The 17,716-nt window shown below is 64.7% G+C and carries 19 protein-coding genes and 2 pseudogenes; 10 read left to right on the top strand and 11 right to left on the bottom strand.

The genetic code is table 11. The annotated features are described in order from the left end of the window. Positions 1-131: 131 nt before the first annotated feature. Positions 132-944, top strand: coding sequence for a MerR family transcriptional regulator (locus tag CH256_RS00100; RefSeq protein ID WP_094668540.1), 813 nt, complete (start codon positions 132-134; stop codon positions 942-944). On the opposite strand, the gene CH256_RS00095 is transcribed toward CH256_RS00100, so the two are convergent. After that, positions 945-1,763 (bottom strand): DUF2786 domain-containing protein, encoded by an 819-nt coding sequence (locus tag CH256_RS00095; RefSeq protein WP_094668539.1) that lies wholly within the window; start codon positions 1,761-1,763, stop codon positions 945-947. It abuts the gene before it with no gap. Between the two features lie 189 nt (positions 1,764-1,952). Here CH256_RS00095 and CH256_RS00090 point away from each other — a divergent pair, with 189 nt between their 5' ends. From CH256_RS00090 to CH256_RS27880, 4 genes are read left to right on the top strand one after another with little or no spacing between them, the layout of a single operon-like run. Beyond that, entirely contained in the window at positions 1,953-3,233 is a 1,281-nt protein-coding gene (locus tag CH256_RS00090; protein ID WP_094668538.1) for an ABC transporter substrate-binding protein, read from the top strand. A gap of 14 nt (positions 3,234-3,247) precedes the next feature. After that, positions 3,248-4,294: a carbohydrate ABC transporter permease gene (locus CH256_RS00085; protein ID WP_179271940.1), complete on the top strand. Its 1,047-nt coding sequence runs from the start codon at positions 3,248-3,250 to the stop codon at positions 4,292-4,294. Further along, the gene (locus CH256_RS00080; protein ID WP_068047507.1) at positions 4,291-5,112 is read left to right on the top strand and encodes a carbohydrate ABC transporter permease; all 822 of its coding nucleotides are present in this window, start codon (positions 4,291-4,293) and stop codon (positions 5,110-5,112) included. The genes CH256_RS00085 and CH256_RS00080 overlap by 4 nt, the downstream gene beginning before the upstream one ends. Beyond that, a complete protein-coding gene (locus CH256_RS27880) occupies positions 5,109-5,282 on the top strand; it encodes a hypothetical protein (RefSeq protein ID WP_176460445.1) in 174 nt (57 codons plus the stop codon). Before CH256_RS00080 ends, CH256_RS27880 begins: the two co-directional genes overlap by 4 nt. A gap of 3 nt (positions 5,283-5,285) precedes the next feature. On the opposite strand, the gene CH256_RS00075 is transcribed toward CH256_RS27880, so the two are convergent. The 4 genes from CH256_RS00075 to CH256_RS00060 form a co-directional block, all read right to left on the bottom strand. Further along, the gene (locus CH256_RS00075) at positions 5,286-6,011 is read right to left on the bottom strand and encodes a peroxiredoxin (RefSeq protein WP_094668542.1); all 726 of its coding nucleotides are present in this window, start codon (positions 6,009-6,011) and stop codon (positions 5,286-5,288) included. A 47-nt stretch (positions 6,012-6,058) separates the two neighbouring features. After that, complete coding sequence (locus CH256_RS00070; protein ID WP_094668537.1) at positions 6,059-6,427, bottom strand: DUF5313 family protein; 369 nt, start codon at positions 6,425-6,427, stop codon at positions 6,059-6,061. An 88-nt stretch (positions 6,428-6,515) separates the two neighbouring features. After that, the gene (locus tag CH256_RS00065) at positions 6,516-7,403 is read right to left on the bottom strand and encodes a LysR family transcriptional regulator (protein ID WP_094668536.1); all 888 of its coding nucleotides are present in this window, start codon (positions 7,401-7,403) and stop codon (positions 6,516-6,518) included. After that, complete coding sequence (locus tag CH256_RS00060; RefSeq protein ID WP_306437429.1) at positions 7,394-7,813, bottom strand: MmcQ/YjbR family DNA-binding protein; 420 nt, start codon at positions 7,811-7,813, stop codon at positions 7,394-7,396. The genes CH256_RS00065 and CH256_RS00060 overlap by 10 nt, the downstream gene beginning before the upstream one ends. A gap of 108 nt (positions 7,814-7,921) precedes the next feature. Between CH256_RS00060 and CH256_RS00055 the strand changes: the two genes are divergently transcribed. Further along, complete coding sequence (locus CH256_RS00055) at positions 7,922-8,272, top strand: nuclear transport factor 2 family protein (protein ID WP_068047527.1); 351 nt, start codon at positions 7,922-7,924, stop codon at positions 8,270-8,272. A gap of 141 nt (positions 8,273-8,413) precedes the next feature. On the opposite strand, the gene CH256_RS00050 is transcribed toward CH256_RS00055, so the two are convergent. Together CH256_RS00050 and CH256_RS00045 are read right to left on the bottom strand one after the other, a co-directional pair. Then, positions 8,414-9,496, bottom strand: coding sequence for an inositol-3-phosphate synthase (locus CH256_RS00050; protein ID WP_032396939.1), 1,083 nt, complete (start codon positions 9,494-9,496; stop codon positions 8,414-8,416). Then, positions 9,489-10,079, bottom strand: coding sequence for a PadR family transcriptional regulator (locus tag CH256_RS00045; protein ID WP_068047497.1), 591 nt, complete (start codon positions 10,077-10,079; stop codon positions 9,489-9,491). The genes CH256_RS00050 and CH256_RS00045 overlap by 8 nt, the downstream gene beginning before the upstream one ends. Before the next feature lie 121 nt (positions 10,080-10,200). Here CH256_RS00045 and CH256_RS00040 point away from each other — a divergent pair, with 121 nt between their 5' ends. Further along, complete coding sequence (locus tag CH256_RS00040) at positions 10,201-10,608, top strand: hypothetical protein (RefSeq protein ID WP_094638365.1); 408 nt, start codon at positions 10,201-10,203, stop codon at positions 10,606-10,608. 35 nt (positions 10,609-10,643) lie between these two features. On the opposite strand, the gene CH256_RS00035 is transcribed toward CH256_RS00040, so the two are convergent. Next, entirely contained in the window at positions 10,644-11,174 is a 531-nt protein-coding gene (locus CH256_RS00035; protein WP_068047494.1) for a GNAT family N-acetyltransferase, read from the bottom strand. Between the two features lie 191 nt (positions 11,175-11,365). On the opposite strand from CH256_RS00035, the gene CH256_RS00030 reads away from it, so the two are divergent. After that, positions 11,366-11,797, top strand: coding sequence for a DUF5318 domain-containing protein (locus CH256_RS00030; protein WP_170944655.1), 432 nt, complete (start codon positions 11,366-11,368; stop codon positions 11,795-11,797). 375 nt (positions 11,798-12,172) lie between these two features. Here CH256_RS00030 and CH256_RS28400 read toward each other — a convergent pair. Then, positions 12,173-12,814, bottom strand: a pseudogene (locus CH256_RS28400) (transglycosylase domain-containing protein); the annotation flags it as partial. On the opposite strand from CH256_RS28400, the pseudogene CH256_RS00020 reads away from it, so the two are divergent. After that, positions 12,701-14,608 (top strand): annotated as a pseudogene (locus CH256_RS00020) (transglycosylase domain-containing protein); the annotation flags it as partial. The pseudogenes CH256_RS28400 and CH256_RS00020 sit on opposite strands and share 114 nt — an antisense overlap. 112 nt (positions 14,609-14,720) lie before the next feature. Then, the gene (locus CH256_RS00015) at positions 14,721-16,172 is read left to right on the top strand and encodes a glycosyltransferase family 87 protein (protein WP_068047521.1); all 1,452 of its coding nucleotides are present in this window, start codon (positions 14,721-14,723) and stop codon (positions 16,170-16,172) included. Here CH256_RS00015 and CH256_RS00010 read toward each other — a convergent pair. Together CH256_RS00010 and CH256_RS00005 are read right to left on the bottom strand one after the other, a co-directional pair. After that, a complete protein-coding gene (locus tag CH256_RS00010) occupies positions 16,147-17,379 on the bottom strand; it encodes a TerD family protein (RefSeq protein ID WP_256989305.1) in 1,233 nt (410 codons plus the stop codon). The two genes, CH256_RS00015 and CH256_RS00010, sit on opposite strands and share 26 nt — an antisense overlap. Positions 17,380-17,469: 90 nt before the next feature. Continuing rightward, positions 17,470-17,697, bottom strand: a complete 228-nt coding sequence (locus tag CH256_RS00005; RefSeq protein ID WP_068047485.1) for a helix-turn-helix domain-containing protein — start codon at positions 17,695-17,697, stop codon at positions 17,470-17,472. Positions 17,698-17,716 lie beyond the last annotated feature (19 nt).

Here is a 17,716-nt window from a genome sequence, read left to right as displayed (position 1 = left end):
GCGCGCGCATTTGCTACCAGCCCCGGCTACACCCGAATCCCCAGCATCGAAGTTCGGCCGTGAACCGAGTGTCACCCCTGTCCCAAGGCGAGTGTTCACTCTCCCGCAGGGGGAGGGGTCAGAATGTCGATATGAACGGTTTGTTGACGATCGGTGAGTTCTCTCGGATCACGCACCTGTCGGTCAAGACGCTGCGGCGCTATCACGAGTCGGGTCTGCTCGAGCCTGCGACCGTCGACGACTACTCCGGCTATCGGTACTACGACACCGATCAGGTTGCCACGGCGCAGGTCATCAGCCGGTTCCGCACCATGCAGATGCCCGAGCGTGAGGTGCGGGCGATCATGCACACCCCGGACCCCGACGCCCGAGCCCGACTGATCACCGAACACCTCACTCGGCTCGAGCGGCAGTTGGACGACACCCGATCAGCGGTCACGGCCCTGCGGCGACTCCTCGACCCGACGCCACCGACCATCGAGGTTCGACGCATCCTCACCGAAGAGTGCTCTGTCGCAGCAATTTCCGAGATGGTCGACGCGTCCGAGGTGCTGGACTGGTACTCCGACGCGATGGCCGAGATCGACGCAGCCGTTTCCGACAACACCGGACCACCGGGTGGGTTGTACGACAACGAGTTGTTCACCGAGGGGCGCGGGGCCATGACCGTCTATGTCCCCACCGCACATACGCTCTCTCTGAACAGAATTCGGCCGATGACGCTGCAGCCGACCGAACTCGCGGTGACGGTCCATCATGGGCCCCACGACGATATCGACGTCACCTACGGCGCTCTGGGGATTTACGTGGAGACCAACGGCCTGGCCATCGCGGGGCCGGTTCGTGAGGTCTACGCCGTCGGGCCGCGCGATACGGACGATTCGACGCAGTGGCGCACGGAAATCGGATGGCCGGTGTTCGCGGCATCGCCGCGAACTCGGTAGTCAGCGACCCAACTGCCGGCTCGCGGCGTCGATTTCGGCATGACCGCCGATCTTCGCGTTTCGCCCCGCTCGATCTCCGGCCTTTCGGGCACCCTCGGAGTAGCCGGCGTTCGCGCTCTGGCCGCGCCAGTGTCCGCGCGCGGTCGAGGTCTGTCGATAGTAGTCGCGCAGTTCGATCTCCTTGTTGCGCAACACAAGCGCCGTACCAGCGCCCTGCTGCTCCTGTGCGATGGCCTTCGCCTCGGTGTCCTTCTTCACGTCACCGAGTCGTTGACCGATGCGCGACGCGAATGCGGTCTGGAAGTTGAGCCGCGCCGTCACCGCAGCGACCGGCACTTCCTCCCGTCGGGTGTAGCGTCGGCGATTCTTGATCTCGGTGACGGTACGGATGGCCGTCTCGGATTTGTATGCACCGGACTTGATGTACGCGTCGGAGGCTCGCACCATCTGGATCAGCAGCGAGGAGTAGAGGGCTTCGGTGGTCTCGATGTCGGAGTCGAAACCGTAGGCGAACACCTGCGTCGACGATCGGGACACATCGCATTGGACGTCGTTGGCGTGTGCGATGGACACGAACAGGTGCACGTAGGTCTTGAGTCCACGCTTGCCCGGTTCTCCGATGGGGATCACCTTCTGGCTGGGTGTCGCCTGCCGTTCCCGTGACGCGCTGTGCGAACGAGCCACTGCCAGATCGACCGACGCCGACGTGGCCAGACGCTGAGCTGCCTCCATGAAGGCCTCGGCCTCGTGTGGATTGTCGGTGGACTCGGCCTGGCGCAGCAGCCCGCCGATCCGCGTCAGCATCTTGTCCGAACTCATGAGCGAAAGGCTACCGGCCCCTTACGACACGTCCTGGTTGACCGATTCAGGAACGCGATAACGACCACTGCGCGGTGCGATGTGTGCCACAGTACCCATCGACATATGTGTCGGGGGGAGCATCACAGCGAGATTCTGCGTGCCCATCTCCGGGCACATACCACCGCGTAGAAGTAAGTGGAGAGAACAATGGCGTCTTTGATCACGAAGGTGGCGGTGGTTGCAACGGCAGCCACGCTGCTGACGCTCACCGGATGTTCGAGCGACAGCGGTTCGGGCGGCGATTCGGGTGCTGCATCCGAAAATGCCGACGGCCGTGGACCTATCACCTATGTAGAGGGCCAGGACACCACCGAGACCGGTGTCGTCCAGCAGATCATCTCGGAGTGGAACGCCAGCCACCCCGACGAGCAGGTCACCTTCAAGGAGCAGTCCGCCGACGCCGATCAGGCCCACGACGACTTCGTCCAGCAGCTGCAGGCCCAGCAGAGCGATTACGACGTGATGGCACTCGACGTCGTCTGGACCGCCGAGTTCGCGGCCAAGGGCTGGCTCGTGCCGCTCGAGGGCGAATTCGCGCTCGACAACGCAGGCGTTCTGCCCGCGACCGTCGCCAGCGCGACCTACAACGGCACGCAGTACGCCGCACCGAAGAACACCAACGGCGGACTGCTCTACTACCGCAGTGATCTGCTCCCCGAGGCACCCACCACCTGGGCCGAGCTCACCGAGGACTGCCAGGTCGCTCGGGACAACAACATCGACTGCTACGCCGGGCAATTCGCCCCGTACGAAGGTCTGACGGCCAACGCGTCGGAGATCATCAACGCGCACGGCGGATCCATCGTGGCCGAGGACGGCAAGACCCCCACCGTCGACAGCCCGGAGGCGAGGGCCGGACTGCAGACCCTCGTCACCGCGTTCGAGACCGGCGTCATTCCGGCTCAGGACACCACGTTCAAGGAGTCCGAGAGCCAGCAGGCATTCCAGGACGGTCAGACCTTGTTCCTGCGCAACTGGCCGTACGTCTACGGCACCGCGGCCGAGGAAGGTTCGGCTGTGGCCGGAAAGTACGCGGTCGCACCGCTTCCCGGAGTCACCGGAGTCGGCACCTCGACGCTCGGCGGATACAACGCCGCGATCAGCGCGTACTCCGAGAACAAGGCCACCGCTGCCGACTTCCTGCGATTCCTGCAGGGCGAGCAGGCTCAGCGCATCATCGCCGAGGGTGCACTGCCGCCCGTGCTCGCATCGCTGTACGACGACCCCGCACTGATCGCCGCGATGCCGTACCTTCCCGCACTGAAGGAATCCATCGAGAATGCAGTTCCGCGTCCCGTGACCCCGTTCTACCCGGCCGTGTCGAAGGCCGTGCAGGACAACGTGTCTGCCGCGATCAAGGGTGAGAAGAACGTCGACCAGGCGATCACGGACATGCAGGCCGGCATCGAAACCGCCGGCGCCAACTGATTTCGGGAGAACCAATGGCTGTACCTGCTGGTGTGACCAGTGGGGCCGGCGCAACCACCGCGGCCGGGGGCTCGTCCCCCGGCCGCGGTCGGCATGTGCGGTCCAAGAACAAGCGCTTCGGCCTGACGCCTGGTCGGGCCTGGCTGCTGATCGCACCGACGCTGGTGATCCTCGCGATCGTCATCGTCTACCCGGTCGTTCGAGCTCTGGTGATGTCGTTCTCCACGGATCCCGGTCTCGATCCGGCCACCGGCATGTTCGTCTCCGGCGGCTCTGCGGGTTTCGCCAATTACACGCATTGGATACTGCAGCAATGCACGTCGGCGTCGGGCACGCTGGTGCCCTGCCCGCCGGGAACTCTCGGTTCTCAGTTCTGGGGCGCGGTCGGCAACACCGCGTTCTTCACCGTCGTGACGGTGTCCATCGAGGTGGTCATCGGCTTCGCCATGGCCGTGATCATGGGCAAGACCTTCGCCGGACGGGCCCTGCTGCGCGCCGCGATCCTGATCCCGTGGGCCATCCCGACGGCGGTGACGGCCAAGCTCTGGTACTTCATCTTCGCGTACGACGGTATCGCCAATCGCATTCTGGGAACGAACATTCTGTGGACCGGTGACGCGTGGCCGGCGCGTTTCGCGGTCATCATCGCCGATGTCTGGAAGACGACGCCGTTCATGGCTCTGCTGATCCTGGCCGGGCTACAGATGATCCCGGCGGACGTCTACGAGGCAGCTCGCGTCGACGGCGCGTCGGCGTGGCAGCGTTTCACCAAGATCACGCTGCCACTGGTCAAGCCCGCGCTGATGGTCGCAATTCTGTTCCGCACCATGGACGCGCTGCGGATGTACGACCTTCCCGCCATCCTCACCGAAGGCAATCCCGCCACGCGAACCATCTCGATCCTGGTGGTGGAGCAGATCCGGCAGGGATTCAACAGCGCTGCGGCACTGTCGACCATCTCGTTCGTCATGATCTTCGTAGTGGCGTTCATTTTGGTCAAGTTCCTCGGTGCCAATGCCGTTGCCACGCAGGACACTCAGCGTAAGGGGGCCGGCCGATGAAGCAGGCCCGCATCTATCTCGGCGTCGTCGTCATTCTCGTCTGGGGGCTGGCACCGTTCTACTGGATGGTCGTCACCGCGTTCCGCGACCCGCGCTACACCTTCGACACGACGCCGTGGCCGACGCATGTCACGTGGGAAAATTTCGAAAATGCCCTGTCGACCGCGAACGGCAACAACTTTCTGCGGGCGGTGGGCAACAGCCTCATCGTCGGCGGAGCGACCACGCTGATCGCGCTGACCATCGGTATCTTCACTGCGTATGCACTCTCGCGCATCGACTTTCGCTTCAAGTACGTGGTGACGGGCATCATTCTGGGAGCCTCGATGTTCCCGGTCGTCGCGCTGGTCACCCCGCTGTTCCAGTTCTTCACCAACATCGGATGGATCGGCAGCTATCAGGCCATGATCATCCCGAACATCTCGTTCGTACTGCCATTGACGATCTACACGCTGGCGGCGTTCTTCGCCGAATTGCCCTGGGAGCTAGAAGAAGCCGCCCGGATCGACGGCGCCGGACGCTTCCAGGCCTTCCGATTGGTGATGCTTCCACTTGCCGCACCTGCCCTGTTCACCACCGCCATCCTCGCGTTCATCGCAGCGGTGAACGAGTACCTGCTGGCGAGTCAGCTCTCGAGTGACAGCACCGAGCCGGTGACCGTGGCCATCGCGCGGTTCACCGGCAACGATCCGCTCGTGGTGCCGTATGCGGCAATCATGGCCGCCGGGACCATCGTGGCCATCCCGCTGGTGATCATGGTGCTGCTGTTCCAACGCCGCATCATCTCGGGCTTGACCGCAGGCGGCGTCAAGTCGTGACGGCACAGGATCATCTGCAGCTGCTGGCGGGCATTCTGGGATTCTTCGCGCTGGTGGCGCTCGGGTTCGCTGTCGCCGGGATCATCGGAGGTGATCCCGGCGTACTGCCGTCGCTGGCGCTGCTGGGTCTGCTTGTCGCACTGTGGTTCACCGTCAAGAAGATTCGCTGACTCTCAGCGTGCGCGGATGGCACCTTCGATGTCTTCTGCACTGATCGACCGTGTGCAGAAGAACCAATCCTGGCATTCCACGTCGGAATCGGTACCGTCCATTCGGTCCGCGGCAGTACCGCACGAACCGGCCGGTGGCACGATGACCGGGTCGCCCGGGCGCCAATCTGCCGGCGTCGCAACGTCGAATGCGTCTGCGGTCTGCAGTGCCTTGATCAGACGCAGGATCTCGTCGAAGTTCCGACCGGTGCTCAGCGGGTAGTAGATGACTGCGCGCACCACACTCTTCGGGTCCACGACGAACACCGCCCGCACTGCCTTCGACGAGCTCTCGCCGGGCATGATCATGCCGTACGCCCGGGCGATGTCCATCGAGATGTCCTCGACCAGAGGAAATTTGACCTCGACACCGGACATCCCGTTGAAACTGATCTTGTCCTTGATCGTGCGCAACCACGCTATATGGCTGTACAGACCATCGATCGACAGTCCGACCAATTCGGTGTTGTAGTCACGCAATTCGTTTGCCATCGAGGCGAAGGTGATGAACTCACTGGTGCAGACGGGTGTGAAATCTGCGGGGTGCGAGAAGAATATGACCCATTTTCCGCGGTAGTCGGCGGGAAAATCGATGGGCCCTTGCGTGGTGACTGCGGTGAACGACGGCGCGCGGTCTCCGATTCGTGGCTTTCCGACATCGGTCGCGGGCTCTGTCTGGGTGCTGGTCATGGTTGCCTCGTCCTGTGCTGTTTTCGTTCGAATATCGGGTGTGGTGGTCACGGGTGCCTGTAGTTGGCCTCGTAGGTTCTGCGGTCGCGTTCCGCACTGGGCGTAGCGCGTGGAATCGAGGCTGCGTCGATCCCGTGTTGCCCGAGCCGGAACGCGCGATAGATCAGATGCAGTGCGGAGGCGAAGTAGACGACCGGGACGAAGATCAGCATCATCATCAGACCCGCAATCCAGTTCGGCCCTGGAAACAGGAGGAACAGCAAGAGCACGGCGGCCAGTGGAACGAGGAATCGGGCCAGATAGCGCGGAGTGGATCCACGTCCGGTCAGGTCGTGGAGGACCCAATCCCGTAGGTCGTCCGGGAGGACGCCGCCGACGTCGTAGCGAAGACGCTGACCGAAGGTGGGAGTTTTCATGTCTTCGACCGTAGGTTCGCAGGTGCGCCCGGCACTGGGGTAGGAAGTCCCGACCTGTGCGCCGAACGACTCCGGTTATCGATCCGGTTCAGATCGCGGTGGAACCGAAGGCATCCAGCGTCATCGAGACGAACCTCGCCGACGCGGCGTTCGGTTTCGGGGTCCAGACGAGAGCCAACAGCGCTGCTGTGGTCGAGTCCGCCAGCTCCACCACAGTCAGTCGATCGCCGTAGGTATCGAGCATCGATGCGCTCAGAATTGCCACCCCTAGGCCGCGTGCAGCGAGGTCGGCGACTGCGTCGGGAGCGCTGGCCTGCAACGGGATCGACGGCGGCAGCCCCGCTCCGGCGCAGTCACGGTCGAACACCGCCCGCACTCCGGTACCCACGGGAAGCGAGACGACCGGGTAGTGATTCACCTGAGCCAACGTCGCCCGCTCGAGCGATGCCAACGGATGGTTCGGTGACACGGCCGCGCAGATTCGTTCCTCGATGATCACCATCGATTCCAGTCCGTCGGGGGCCCGAGCCGCGACGCCGACCAGTGCGAGATCCAGTTCCCCTGAGCGCACATCGGCTACCAAACGATCCGAATTCCCCTCCTGCAGAGCAAGTTCGACGCCGGGATACGCCGAACGGAAGCGGGCCAACGCGTCGAACAGTTGTGGGACGGTGCACGCGGTCACCATGCCGATCCGGACGGATCCGCGTAGAAGTCCGGCAACATCGTCGACGGATTGCCGAACCGAGTCGGCGGCGGCCAGAGTCGCACGGGCGTGTGCCAGCGCGGCCTGGCCTGCGGTGGTCAATGTTGCTGTACCGCCGGATCTGTCGATCAATTCAGCACCGAGTTCTCGTTCGAGCGCGCGGATCTGGGCGCTGACGCCGGATTGGCTGATGTGAACTCGGGCAGCGGCGCGGGTGAAGTTCGCTTCCTCGGCCACCGCGACGAAGTACTCCAGCTGCCTCAGTTCCACTGCTGGACACCCAGATTCGGACCCTCACCGGCATCGAGTCTGGCGACGTTGCGCTTCGGGGCAGTCAAGCGGTAGCTGCAGTCGATCAGTTCGGCGGCCTCGGCCCAGACGTCGTCGTCGGCGTCGGAGAGGTCGAAGCCCACCCAGCCGGCCGGTCCGAGGTAGGCGGGGTGGAAGTACCGGGGTTCGAGCTCGCAGGCACGCTGTTCCTCGGCGCTCTCGCATTTGACCAGGATCGAGAGGTCGTGTTGGTCGCCGCCTTTGACGCCACCGCCGAAGTACACGAAGACCGAGGACGTGCGGAAGGTAGGCCGTCCATGGGAGATCTTCTCGGACACCTCGGGATAGGCGAAGGCCAGCGCGCGGACGCGTTCGAGGACCGGATGCTTGGACGTGGGATCGATGGCCACCAGCACACGATAGCGCGCTAGCTTCAGCTGCGGCTATGAGTAGAACTTCTGATGGTCATCGGAAGAAACTGTTGGACTTCTGACCCGGTGCGCTCGAGACTCGAGGTCATGACACGGACACCGAAAGAAGTTGCCGCAACCTACTTCGAGGCCTGGAAAAGCAAAGATTTCGACACTCTGGCGTCGATCCTGCACGAGGACGCGACATTCCGGGGACCACTGGGCACAGCGGCCAACGGCGCGGAATGTGTGGCGGGATTGAAAGGAATGTCGGAGATCGTCACCGACATCGATATCACCCACGTCTTCGTGGACGGCCCCAACGTACTGACGTGGTTCGATCTGCACACGTCGATCGCCTCCCCGGCAAGCACCGCCAATTGGCAGCGAATCGAGGACGGAACAATCAGGGAAATCCGGGTGACATTTGATCCACGAGAAATCACCGCGGCCGGATAGACGAACGCCCACCGGTCCACTCGATGTGACATTCAGTGGCCTTTTCGGGGGTCAATGTCACATCGAGTGGACCGGCGGGCGGGGGCAGTGGCGCGGATGAGTGCAGTCGCAGGCACTCAGTCACACCACTGCCGCAGGCATTTATGCGTCGATGATGAACGCTTCCAGCTGCTCGCGGGCGACGTCGTCGGCCAGCTGCTTCGGGGGGCTCTTCATCAGGTAGGCCGAAGCCGGGATGACCGGTCCACCGATTCCGCGGTCCTTGGCGATTTTCGCGGCGCGGACTGCGTCGATGATGACGCCTGCGGAGTTGGGCGAGTCCCATACTTCGAGCTTGTACTCGAGGCTCAGGGGAACGTCACCGAAGGCGCGGCCTTCGAGGCGGACGTAGGCCCACTTGCGGTCGTCGAGCCAGCCGACGTGGTCGGACGGTCCGATGTGGACGTCCTTGGCGTTGAATTCCTTCTGCAGGTTCGACGTGACGGCCTGGGTCTTGGAGATCTTCTTCGACTCGAGGCGGGTGCGCTCGAGCATGTTGAGGAAGTCCATGTTGCCGCCGACGTTGAGCTGCATGGTGCGGTCGAGCTGCACGCCGCGGTCTTCGAAGAGCTTGGCCATGACGCGGTGGGTGATGGTGGCACCGACCTGGCTCTTGATGTCGTCGCCGACGATGGGGACGCCTGCGTCCTCGAACTTCTTGGCCCAGACGGGATCCGAGGCGATGAAGACGGGCAGCGCGTTGACGAAGGCGACGCCTGCATCGATGGCGGCCTGTGCGTAGAACTTGTCGGCTTCTTCGGATCCGACGGGGAGGTAGGACACGAGCACGTCCACCTTGGCGTCGCGCAGGGCCTGCGCTACGTCGACGGCGTCGCCGTCGGCCTCGGTGATGGTCTCGCGGTAGTACTTGCCGAGGCCGTCGAGGGTCGGTCCGCGGAGGACGTGGACGTCCTTCGGGGGTACGTCGGCGATCTTGATGGTGTTGTTCTCGCTGGAGAAGATGGCCTCGGAGAGATCGAAGCCGACCTTCTTGGCGTCCACGTCGAACGCGGCGACGAACTCGACGTCGCGGACGTGGTACTTGCCGAACATGACGTGCATGAGGCCGGGGACGGTGGCGTTCTCGTCCGCGTCCTTGTAGTACTCGACACCCTGGACCAGGGATGAGGCGCAGTTGCCCACACCCACAATGGCCACGCGGATTGCGTTGTTGTTCTCACCCATGGTCGGGTTCTCCTTCTGTCTTGACTGTCCTGTTTGGTGCTGTGCGGGACGGTGCTGGGTTGGGGTCGGCCTGCTCGGCTGCGATGACTTCGTTGAGCCAGCGCACCTCGCGTTCGCTCGATTCGAGACCGAGCTGATGTAGCTGCCGGGTGTAGCGGTCGAGTGTCCCGTTCGCCTTGGCCACAGCGTCGCGGAGGCCTTCTCGGCGCTCCTCGACCTGGCGACGTCTGCCTTCGAGAATGCGGACTCGAGCTTCCGCGGGAGTCCGACTGAAGAAGGCAAGATGTACGCCGAATCCGTCGTCGGTGTAGTTCTGCGGTCCGGTGTCGGCCACCAGTTCGGCAAATCGTTCCCTGCCGAGCGGGGTGAGCTGATACACCCGTTTTGCTCGTCTCTTCACGAGCAAGTCGGGACCGGCGTCCTCGGCGATGAGACCGTCGGTTTGTAGTCGACGGAGTGCCGGGTACAGCGATCCGTACGAAAACGCTCGAAAAGCTCCGAGCAGGCCGGTCAGCCGCTTGCGGAGCTCGTAACCGTGCATGGGTGATTCGAGAAGCAGTCCGAGAATTGCGAGCTCGAGCATGCAACTCCCCCTTCTCGAATCCAACGATCACATCATGACGATGCGATTGACCGCACTATCGAAGAATGTATCGCGCCGATACATATTCTGACAACTCGGCCGTGCACGTATCGTGCGACACATGACCCCGGTCGACGCGCTTCTCGCCGCCGCGGCCCTCCACCTGGGCTTTCAGATGGTGGTGACCGGCGTCGTCTATCCGGCGCTGGCGGAGGTTCCGGACGAAGACTGGTCGCGTGCCCACGACGCGCACTCGCGTCGGATAACCCTCGTCGTCGGGCCGGTCTACGGACTGCTCGCTGCTGCGTGTCTGTGGGTGTTGGTGTCCGGGCCGATCGATGCGGTTGTCTTGACGAGCATCGGCGGCGCGGCGGTCTCGGCGTCGGCGACTGCCTTCGTGGCTGCCCCCACCCATGGCGAACTGGGGCGTGCGGGACGCAACGAACACCTGATGAGTCGGCTGCGATCGGCGGACCGCGTACGTCTCTGCGGTGCAGTGGTGTGTGCGTTTTTTGCACTGTCGGCGTGACCGAGCGCGGGTGAACGTGCACGTGGCCAGTCGGCTCAGCGAGACGGTGCCACCATCAGCACGGCATCGACTCGATACTCGCCCCACTGCTGCGCAGACGTCCCGATCTGTTGCCACCCTCGCCTGCGGTAGAAGCCGAGGGCGGCGCTACTCGGCTCGACGAGCAGAACCGCCACGCGCCCTGCATCGCGCGCAGCATCGATCGCGTGTGCAAGCAGAGTCGTTCCACTGCCCGGTACGGAACCGTCGGTGACCAAGCGCGACACCACAGCGAGTCGATCAGCAGCCACCCCCGTTGCTCGCCGCCACTGCGCGCTTGCGTCGTCCGCGCCGGGATCGGTTCCCGGTGCTGCCGTCGAGTGCAGCGCGACATGGCCGACGACGGCGTCGTCGGACTCGGCCACCCAGGCCGCGAGTTCGTTCGGTGGGGCAAGCCAGTCGGCTCGCACCGCCGCTGCGCGCACGGGATAACGGTGTAATTCGTGCGCACGTTGCAGGATGGGCAGGAGAGTGGTCAGGTCGCCGTGTCGTCGGGGGCGCACGTGGATTCCCGATGTGGCCGACATGCGAGCAAGTGTAGGGACCGGAGCTCACACCGAATCGACGTCGGTGCGATCTGCGTCTCTCGCCTGCGTCGAGGGGCAGACCGCGTCGGCACAGGTGGAGCGTAGTTTCCGAGGGCCGAAATGGGCCCTGCTCGCCGTCGAGGCGGGGTTCGCAGGTCCGCATCGGAGGGGCCGCACGTACTCTGGTCCTCGTGCGACTTCAGCGACAGGTGGTGGACTACGCCCTTCAGCGTCGGTCGCTGCTGGCCGAGGTGTACTCCGGAAGGACGGGCGTCGCAGCGGTCTGTGATGCGGATCCGTACCTTCTTCGCGCCGCCAAGTTCCACGGACGTGGCAGCGATGTGGTGTGCCCCATCTGCCGCAAGGAGCAGCTCACGCTGGTGTCCTGGGTGTTCGGTGAGAAGCTCGGGGCACTGTCCGGGTCGGCGAGAACGGCGGACGAACTCGTCCGTCTCGCGGCGACCCAGGAGGAGTTCTCGGTCCACGTGGTCGAGGTGTGTAGGTCGTGCAGCTGGAACCACCTCGTCCAGTCCTATGTCCTCGGGGCCGTCCCCGCGCCCAAGCAACCCCGTCGTCCGCGATCGGGTTCCCGTCAACCGAACCGTCGAACAGCGAGTGAGTGACACAATCGCTCAGCTGATCCCATCCACCGAGAATTCGACGCGGCCGCCGAAATTACTGGAGATTCGTACGTGAGTTCCCCCTACGACAACAATCCGGGTAGCAACGAACCGGGCCGTAGCGACTCCGGACGGCGTCCCGACGTGCCCGGGCCGCCGCGCGGCAGCCGCCATTCCGACCCACCCGGGCGTCGCCCGGTACCTCCTCCCGGCCAGCGTCCGATGCCGCCGCAGGGCCGTCCCCCGATGCCTCCGCCCGGCCAGCGACCGGTACCCCCTCCCGGCCAGCGACCGGGACCTCCTCCCGGTCAGCGTCCGATGCCGCCGCAGGGTCGTCCTCCCATGCCTCCTCCCGGCCAGCGACCCGGTCCCCCTCCCGGTCAGCGTCCGATCGTTGCCGACCAGCGCGTTCTTGACGTACTGCTGGGTGATGGTCGAGCCACCGCCGGCACTGTCGCGTCCGAGCACGTTGTCACGCAGAGCCCGGCCGAAACCGGTCACCGAGAATCCCGGATTGGAGTAGAAGTCGCGATCCTCGGCCGAGAGAACGGCGTTGCGCACGTGCTCCGGGATCTGATCGATCGTCACGTCGGTGCGGTTGCCCTCGGGTGGCACCACCTTGCCGAGCACACTCGAGCCGTCGGCCGCGAAGATCGTGGCGACCTGGTTGGTTCTGATGTCGCCGGGACGCGGCACGTCCTCGACGGTGTAGGCCACCATGAACGCCAGGATCGGCACGATCAGACCCAGGGCGATCAACGCATACATCGTGCGTCGAACGACCCGCCACTTGGACTTCTTCTTCGTTTTCGCGGCGGGACCTCTTTCGGGCGGCTCGGGCGGTTCGCTGCCCGAGGAAAGAACTGATGGATCGTTCGGTTCGTGGGGTGGTGGCACAGCGCCGGACCGAGTCACGCCCGTCGAGGCGGCGGATCGCACAGGAGGCGCGATGGGCGGCTCTCCGTACCGACGTTCGCCGTAGGGACGCTCACCCGCGGGACGTCCACTCACCGGATCCACCGGTGGCCTGCCCTGAGCGGGTCGGCCCTGCGGGGGCATGGGAGGGCGGCCCTGCGGCGGCATCGGACGCTGACCCGAAAGATGCGTGAGCTCGTCATCTCCTCGAAGATGGCGCGGCAGTGGTCCAAGGACGACATTCTTGCGGCGTACCTGAACACCATCTACTTCGGTCGCGGTGCCTACGGCATCGCCGCCGCGTCGACGGCGTACTTCGGCAAGTCCGTCGACCAGCTGTCGGTGGAGGAGGGTGCCGTTCTCGCCTCCGTCATCCAGCAACCCTCCAATCTCGATCCCGAGTTCAACCCCACCGGCGCGCAAGCGCGTTGGGACTACGTGCTCGACGGCATGGTCTCCCAGGGTCAGCTCGATGCGACCCAGCGGGCGTCGATGATGTTCCCGGCGGTGGTCCCGAGCGCGCAGGTCGACACCGGTGATGCTCAGGATGCCGGGCCGGACGGCTTGATCAAGGCCCAGGTGCTGCGAGAGTTGTCGGCGGTGGGTATCAGTGACCAGGACCTCAATACCGAGGGGCTGCAGATCACCACGACCATCGACCCGAACGCCCAGGCGGCCGCGGTCGAGGCCGTGAACAGCAACATGGAGGGCGAGCCCTCGGAGCTGAGGACGGCGTCGGTGTCGATCGATCCACGCACCGGCGCGGTCCGCTCGTACTACGGCGGTGCGGACGGTCGAGGATTCGACTTCGCCCAGTCCGGCTTGCAGACCGGATCCTCGTTCAAGGTGTTCGGTCTGGCCGCCGCGCTGGATCAGGGCATTCCGCTGTCGAAGATGTACGACAGCTCCCCGCTCGACGTCAACGGCATCGAGATCAGCAATGTCGAGGGCGCTTCCTGTGGAACGTGCACCATCGCCGAGGCGCTGAAGCGTTCACTGAACACCAGCTTCTACCGGATGATGCTCAGCATGGACAACGGTCCGCAGGCCATCGCGGACATGGCACACAAGCTCGGCATCCCGCAGGAGATCGAGGGCGTCGGACCCACCCTCACCGAGCCCGACAACGCGGGCCCCAACTACGGAGTCGTGCTCGGCCAGTACCAGTCTCGCGTCATCGACATGGCTTCGGCCTACGCGACATTGGCTGCGTCCGGCGTTTATCACACTCCGCACTTCGTGCAGAAGGTCGTCACCGCCGACGGCACCGTGCTGCTCGACCGGGCTCCCGAAGCCGGCCAGCAGGTCGTCTCGGCTGCGGTTGCGGACAACGTGACCTCGGCGATGCGTCCGATCGCCGGCTACTCCAACGGTCACAACCTCGCCGGCGGTCGCCAGTCGGCAGCCAAGACCGGTACCGCTCAGCTCGGAGACACCGGTCAGAACAAGGATGCCTGGATGGTCGGCTACACGCCGTCGCTGTCCACTGCCGTCTGGGTGGGCACCGAGCAGGGTCTGCCGCTCGAGAACAGTTACGGCGGACCGATCTACGGATCGGGCCTACCGTCGGACATCTGGAAAGACACGATGGACGGCACGTTGGACGGCACCTCGAACGAGACCTTCCCGACGCCCGAGGCCATCGCGGGTCAGGCCGGTGTGCCGCAGTACTCGGCACCCGCTCCGGCGACGACGGTGGCACCATCGACAGCTCCGCCGCAGGTGACCCTGCCGATTCCGACGGAGATCTCGCCGCCGGTAGTCATCACTCCGCGGCAGGTCGAGATTCTGCCCGGCGTGACCATTCCGCTTCCCGGACTGGCACCGGCGCAGCCCGCGGAACCCGAACCGGCGGCACCCGAACCGGCAGCGCCCGAACCGGCAGCGCCCGGGCAGTAGCGACGCGGCGGTGACGACCGAACCCGACCGCAAGGGTCGAGCCGTGGCGAGCCCCGGTCGCCTCGATTCGGCGAGCGCTGCGGACCGCGATCTACCCAGTCGTACCGATCCGATGACCGAGGAATTGTCCTCGGTCATCGGCGGTCCGGTCGGCAAGCACGCGGTCATCGGTCGGCAGCGCTGGTTCACTGCGCTCCGGGTGATTCTGCTGCTCGCGGTGGTCTTTCTCTGCTTCGGTTGGTTCGCCAAGGCCGCGTGTATCCAGCAGGCACCGGTGGGACCGGGCGGTGAGCTCGGACTCGATTGGAGTGGCAGTCGTCAGTACGTGGCGATGTGTTACTCCGATACCGTGCCGCTGTACGGGGCGGAGCGACTGGATCAAGGTGCGTTCCCGTACAAGAAGTCCTGGGAAGAAACCAAGGCCGACGGGTCGAGTCAGATTCGGTACATGGAGTACCCGGTGCTCGCCGGGCTCTACCAATACGGCTCGATGGTCGTCGGAAAGGCATGGAACTCACTGAGTTTCCTGCCGCAGGCGTTGCCGGTCGTCGTCTACTTCAACGTGGTTGCCCTGGGATTGGCCGTCGCCTGGTTGGTCACCGTGTGGGCCACCGCCATAGCCGCCGGACGCCGCATCTGGGACGCGGCCCTCGTGGCGGCTTCGCCTCTGGTGATCGTGCACGGATTCACCAATTTCGACGCTCTCGCAACGGCTTTCGCGCTCACCGGTTTGCTGGCATGGGCCAAGAAGAAGCCGGTGCTGGCCGGAGTTCTGATCGGTCTCGGCGGTGCCACCAAGCTCTATCCCCTGCTGTTCCTCGGGCCCCTGCTGGTGCTGTGCTGGCGCACCGGAAAGATGCGCGAGTGGGGCATCACCGCCGGTGCGGCGATCGGTGCCTGGTTGGCGGTCAATCTTCCACTGGCGCTGCTGTATCCGTCGGGATGGTACGAGTTCTTCCGGCTCAATTCCGAGCGCGGCGCGGACCCGGATTCGCTGTACAACGTCGTCACCTCGTTCACCGGTTGGACCGGTTTCGACGGTCCGCTGTACCCGGGCGACAAACCGTTGGTTCTCAATGCCGTGACGCTCGTGTTGTTCGCCATCGTGTGTGCGCTGATCGCGTACATCGGCACGACGGCACCGACGCGGCCGCGGCTCGCGCAGCTGGTGTTCCTGGTGGTCGCCGGGTTCCTGCTCACCAACAAGGTGTGGAGTCCGCAGTACTCGCTGTGGCTGGTTCCGCTGGCCGTACTGGCGCTGCCGCATCGTCGAATCCTGTTGGCGTGGATGACGATCGACGCCTTCGTCTGGTTCCCGCGGATGTACTACTACCTGGGTGTGGAGAACAAGGGTCTACCCGAACAGTGGTTCACCGCGACCGTCGTGGTGCGCGATGTCGCCGTGATCGGATTGTGCGCGTTGATCGTTCGGCAGATCTACCGGCCGGCCGAGGATCTCATTCGAAACGGCAGCGCCGTCGACCCGCTCGGTGGCGTGCTCGACGGCGCTGCAGATCGGACGACTACTGCCCGCAAGGTCACATATAGCGGCCGAGCTGTTTGACGGCTTCACCGGCATGCTTGGCCTGGATACCGTCGCCGATGGCCTGGAGCTTCCATTCGCTGCCCTGGCGGTACACCTTCGCCATCACCAGACCGGTGAACGGCATGCCGCCCTGCAGGGTGAAGCGGGCCAGTTCGGTGTTGGTGGTGTTGTCGACGAGACGGCAGAATGCGTTCGCGACCTGCTCGAACGTCTGACCGCGGTACGACGTGACCGTGAAGACGATGCCGGTCACGTGCTTGGGTACCCGCGTCAGGTCGACCACGATCACCTCGTCGTCGCCCTCGCCTTCGCCGGTGAGGTTGTCACCCTGGTGCACGATCGAGCCGTCCTTGGCATTGAGCTGCCCGTAGTAGACGACATCGTTGACGTTGCGGTCGGCGAGCATGATCGCCGACGCGTCCAGGTCGATGTTCGCAGCTCGGCCGCCGCCGCCGAAGAATCCGCCCTTCCTCGGAGTGGTCACCGGGTCCCAGCCGAGACCCATCCGGATGACCGTCAGCGCCACGCCGCCGTCCTTGCGGAGGGTGACCTTCTGGCCCTTCGTGAGGCTGACGGGCTTGGACTTGGTGAGGCTGACTTCCGGAGCCTCGGTGGGGACCGGGGCGGCGGGCGGTGCCGGCGGGGCAGCGGGCGGCGGTGGAGTGACGGGAGCGGGAGGAGGTGTCGGTGCGGCAGGTGTCGGAGCAGGGGCGTCGTCCACGGACACACCGTGATCGGTCACCAGGGCGGCGAACCCGCCCGCGTAGCCCTGCCCGACGGCTCGCACCTTCCAACTTCCCTGACGGCGGTAGATCTCCAGCGCGATCACGATGGACTCCGAGCTGAGGCCATCGATTGTGTACTCGTACAACACATTTCCGGCTGTATCGCTCACCCGCGCCACGGGGGCGGTGGATCGCCCGAAGTTGCTCGACGCGTCGTCGAGGGTGATGACCGCGCGGATCTGCTCGATGTCGGCGGGCACTGCAGCGAGCGACACGGCGAGCCGGGCCGGTCCGCCCTGGCCGGGCTCGAGGCGAACACCGGGGCCGGTGGGCTGGTTGAAGAACACGAAGTCGGCGTCGGTGCGTACTTTTCCGGCGTCGGTGACCAGTAGCGCGGACAGGTCCGCAGGTACGGCCAGCGAGATGGAGACGACGACGTCACCGACGGTGAGGGGGCCGTTCTGACCCTTGGACAACGGTTGACCGGCCGGAGCAGACAATGTGATGGACTCTCTCTCGTAGTGCTGGTTACCGTCATCCAATGTACTTGTTCGATTTGTCCGACTGGTGTGGCTGCGATCGGGCGGACGTCAGATCTCGCGGAGGGTGAACAGGTCGCCGGGTGTGCAGCCGAGGACGCGACAGACTGCGGTGAGCGTCGAGAATCGGATGGCCTTGGCGCGGTCGTTCTTGAGCACCGACAGATTGACGACGCTGACCCCGGCGAGACGCGAGAGTTCCGCGAGAGTCATACCGCGGGCGTCGAGAATCTCGCCCAGATGACAGACGACGAGATGGTCGACGAACTCTTCCGCCATCAGACCAGACCATCGGCAT

The organism is Rhodococcus sp. 05-2254-6, assembly GCF_002258565.1.
Taxonomy (GTDB): domain Bacteria; phylum Actinomycetota; class Actinomycetes; order Mycobacteriales; family Mycobacteriaceae; genus Rhodococcoides.
This window is presented reverse-complemented; position numbering and strand designations above follow the sequence as displayed.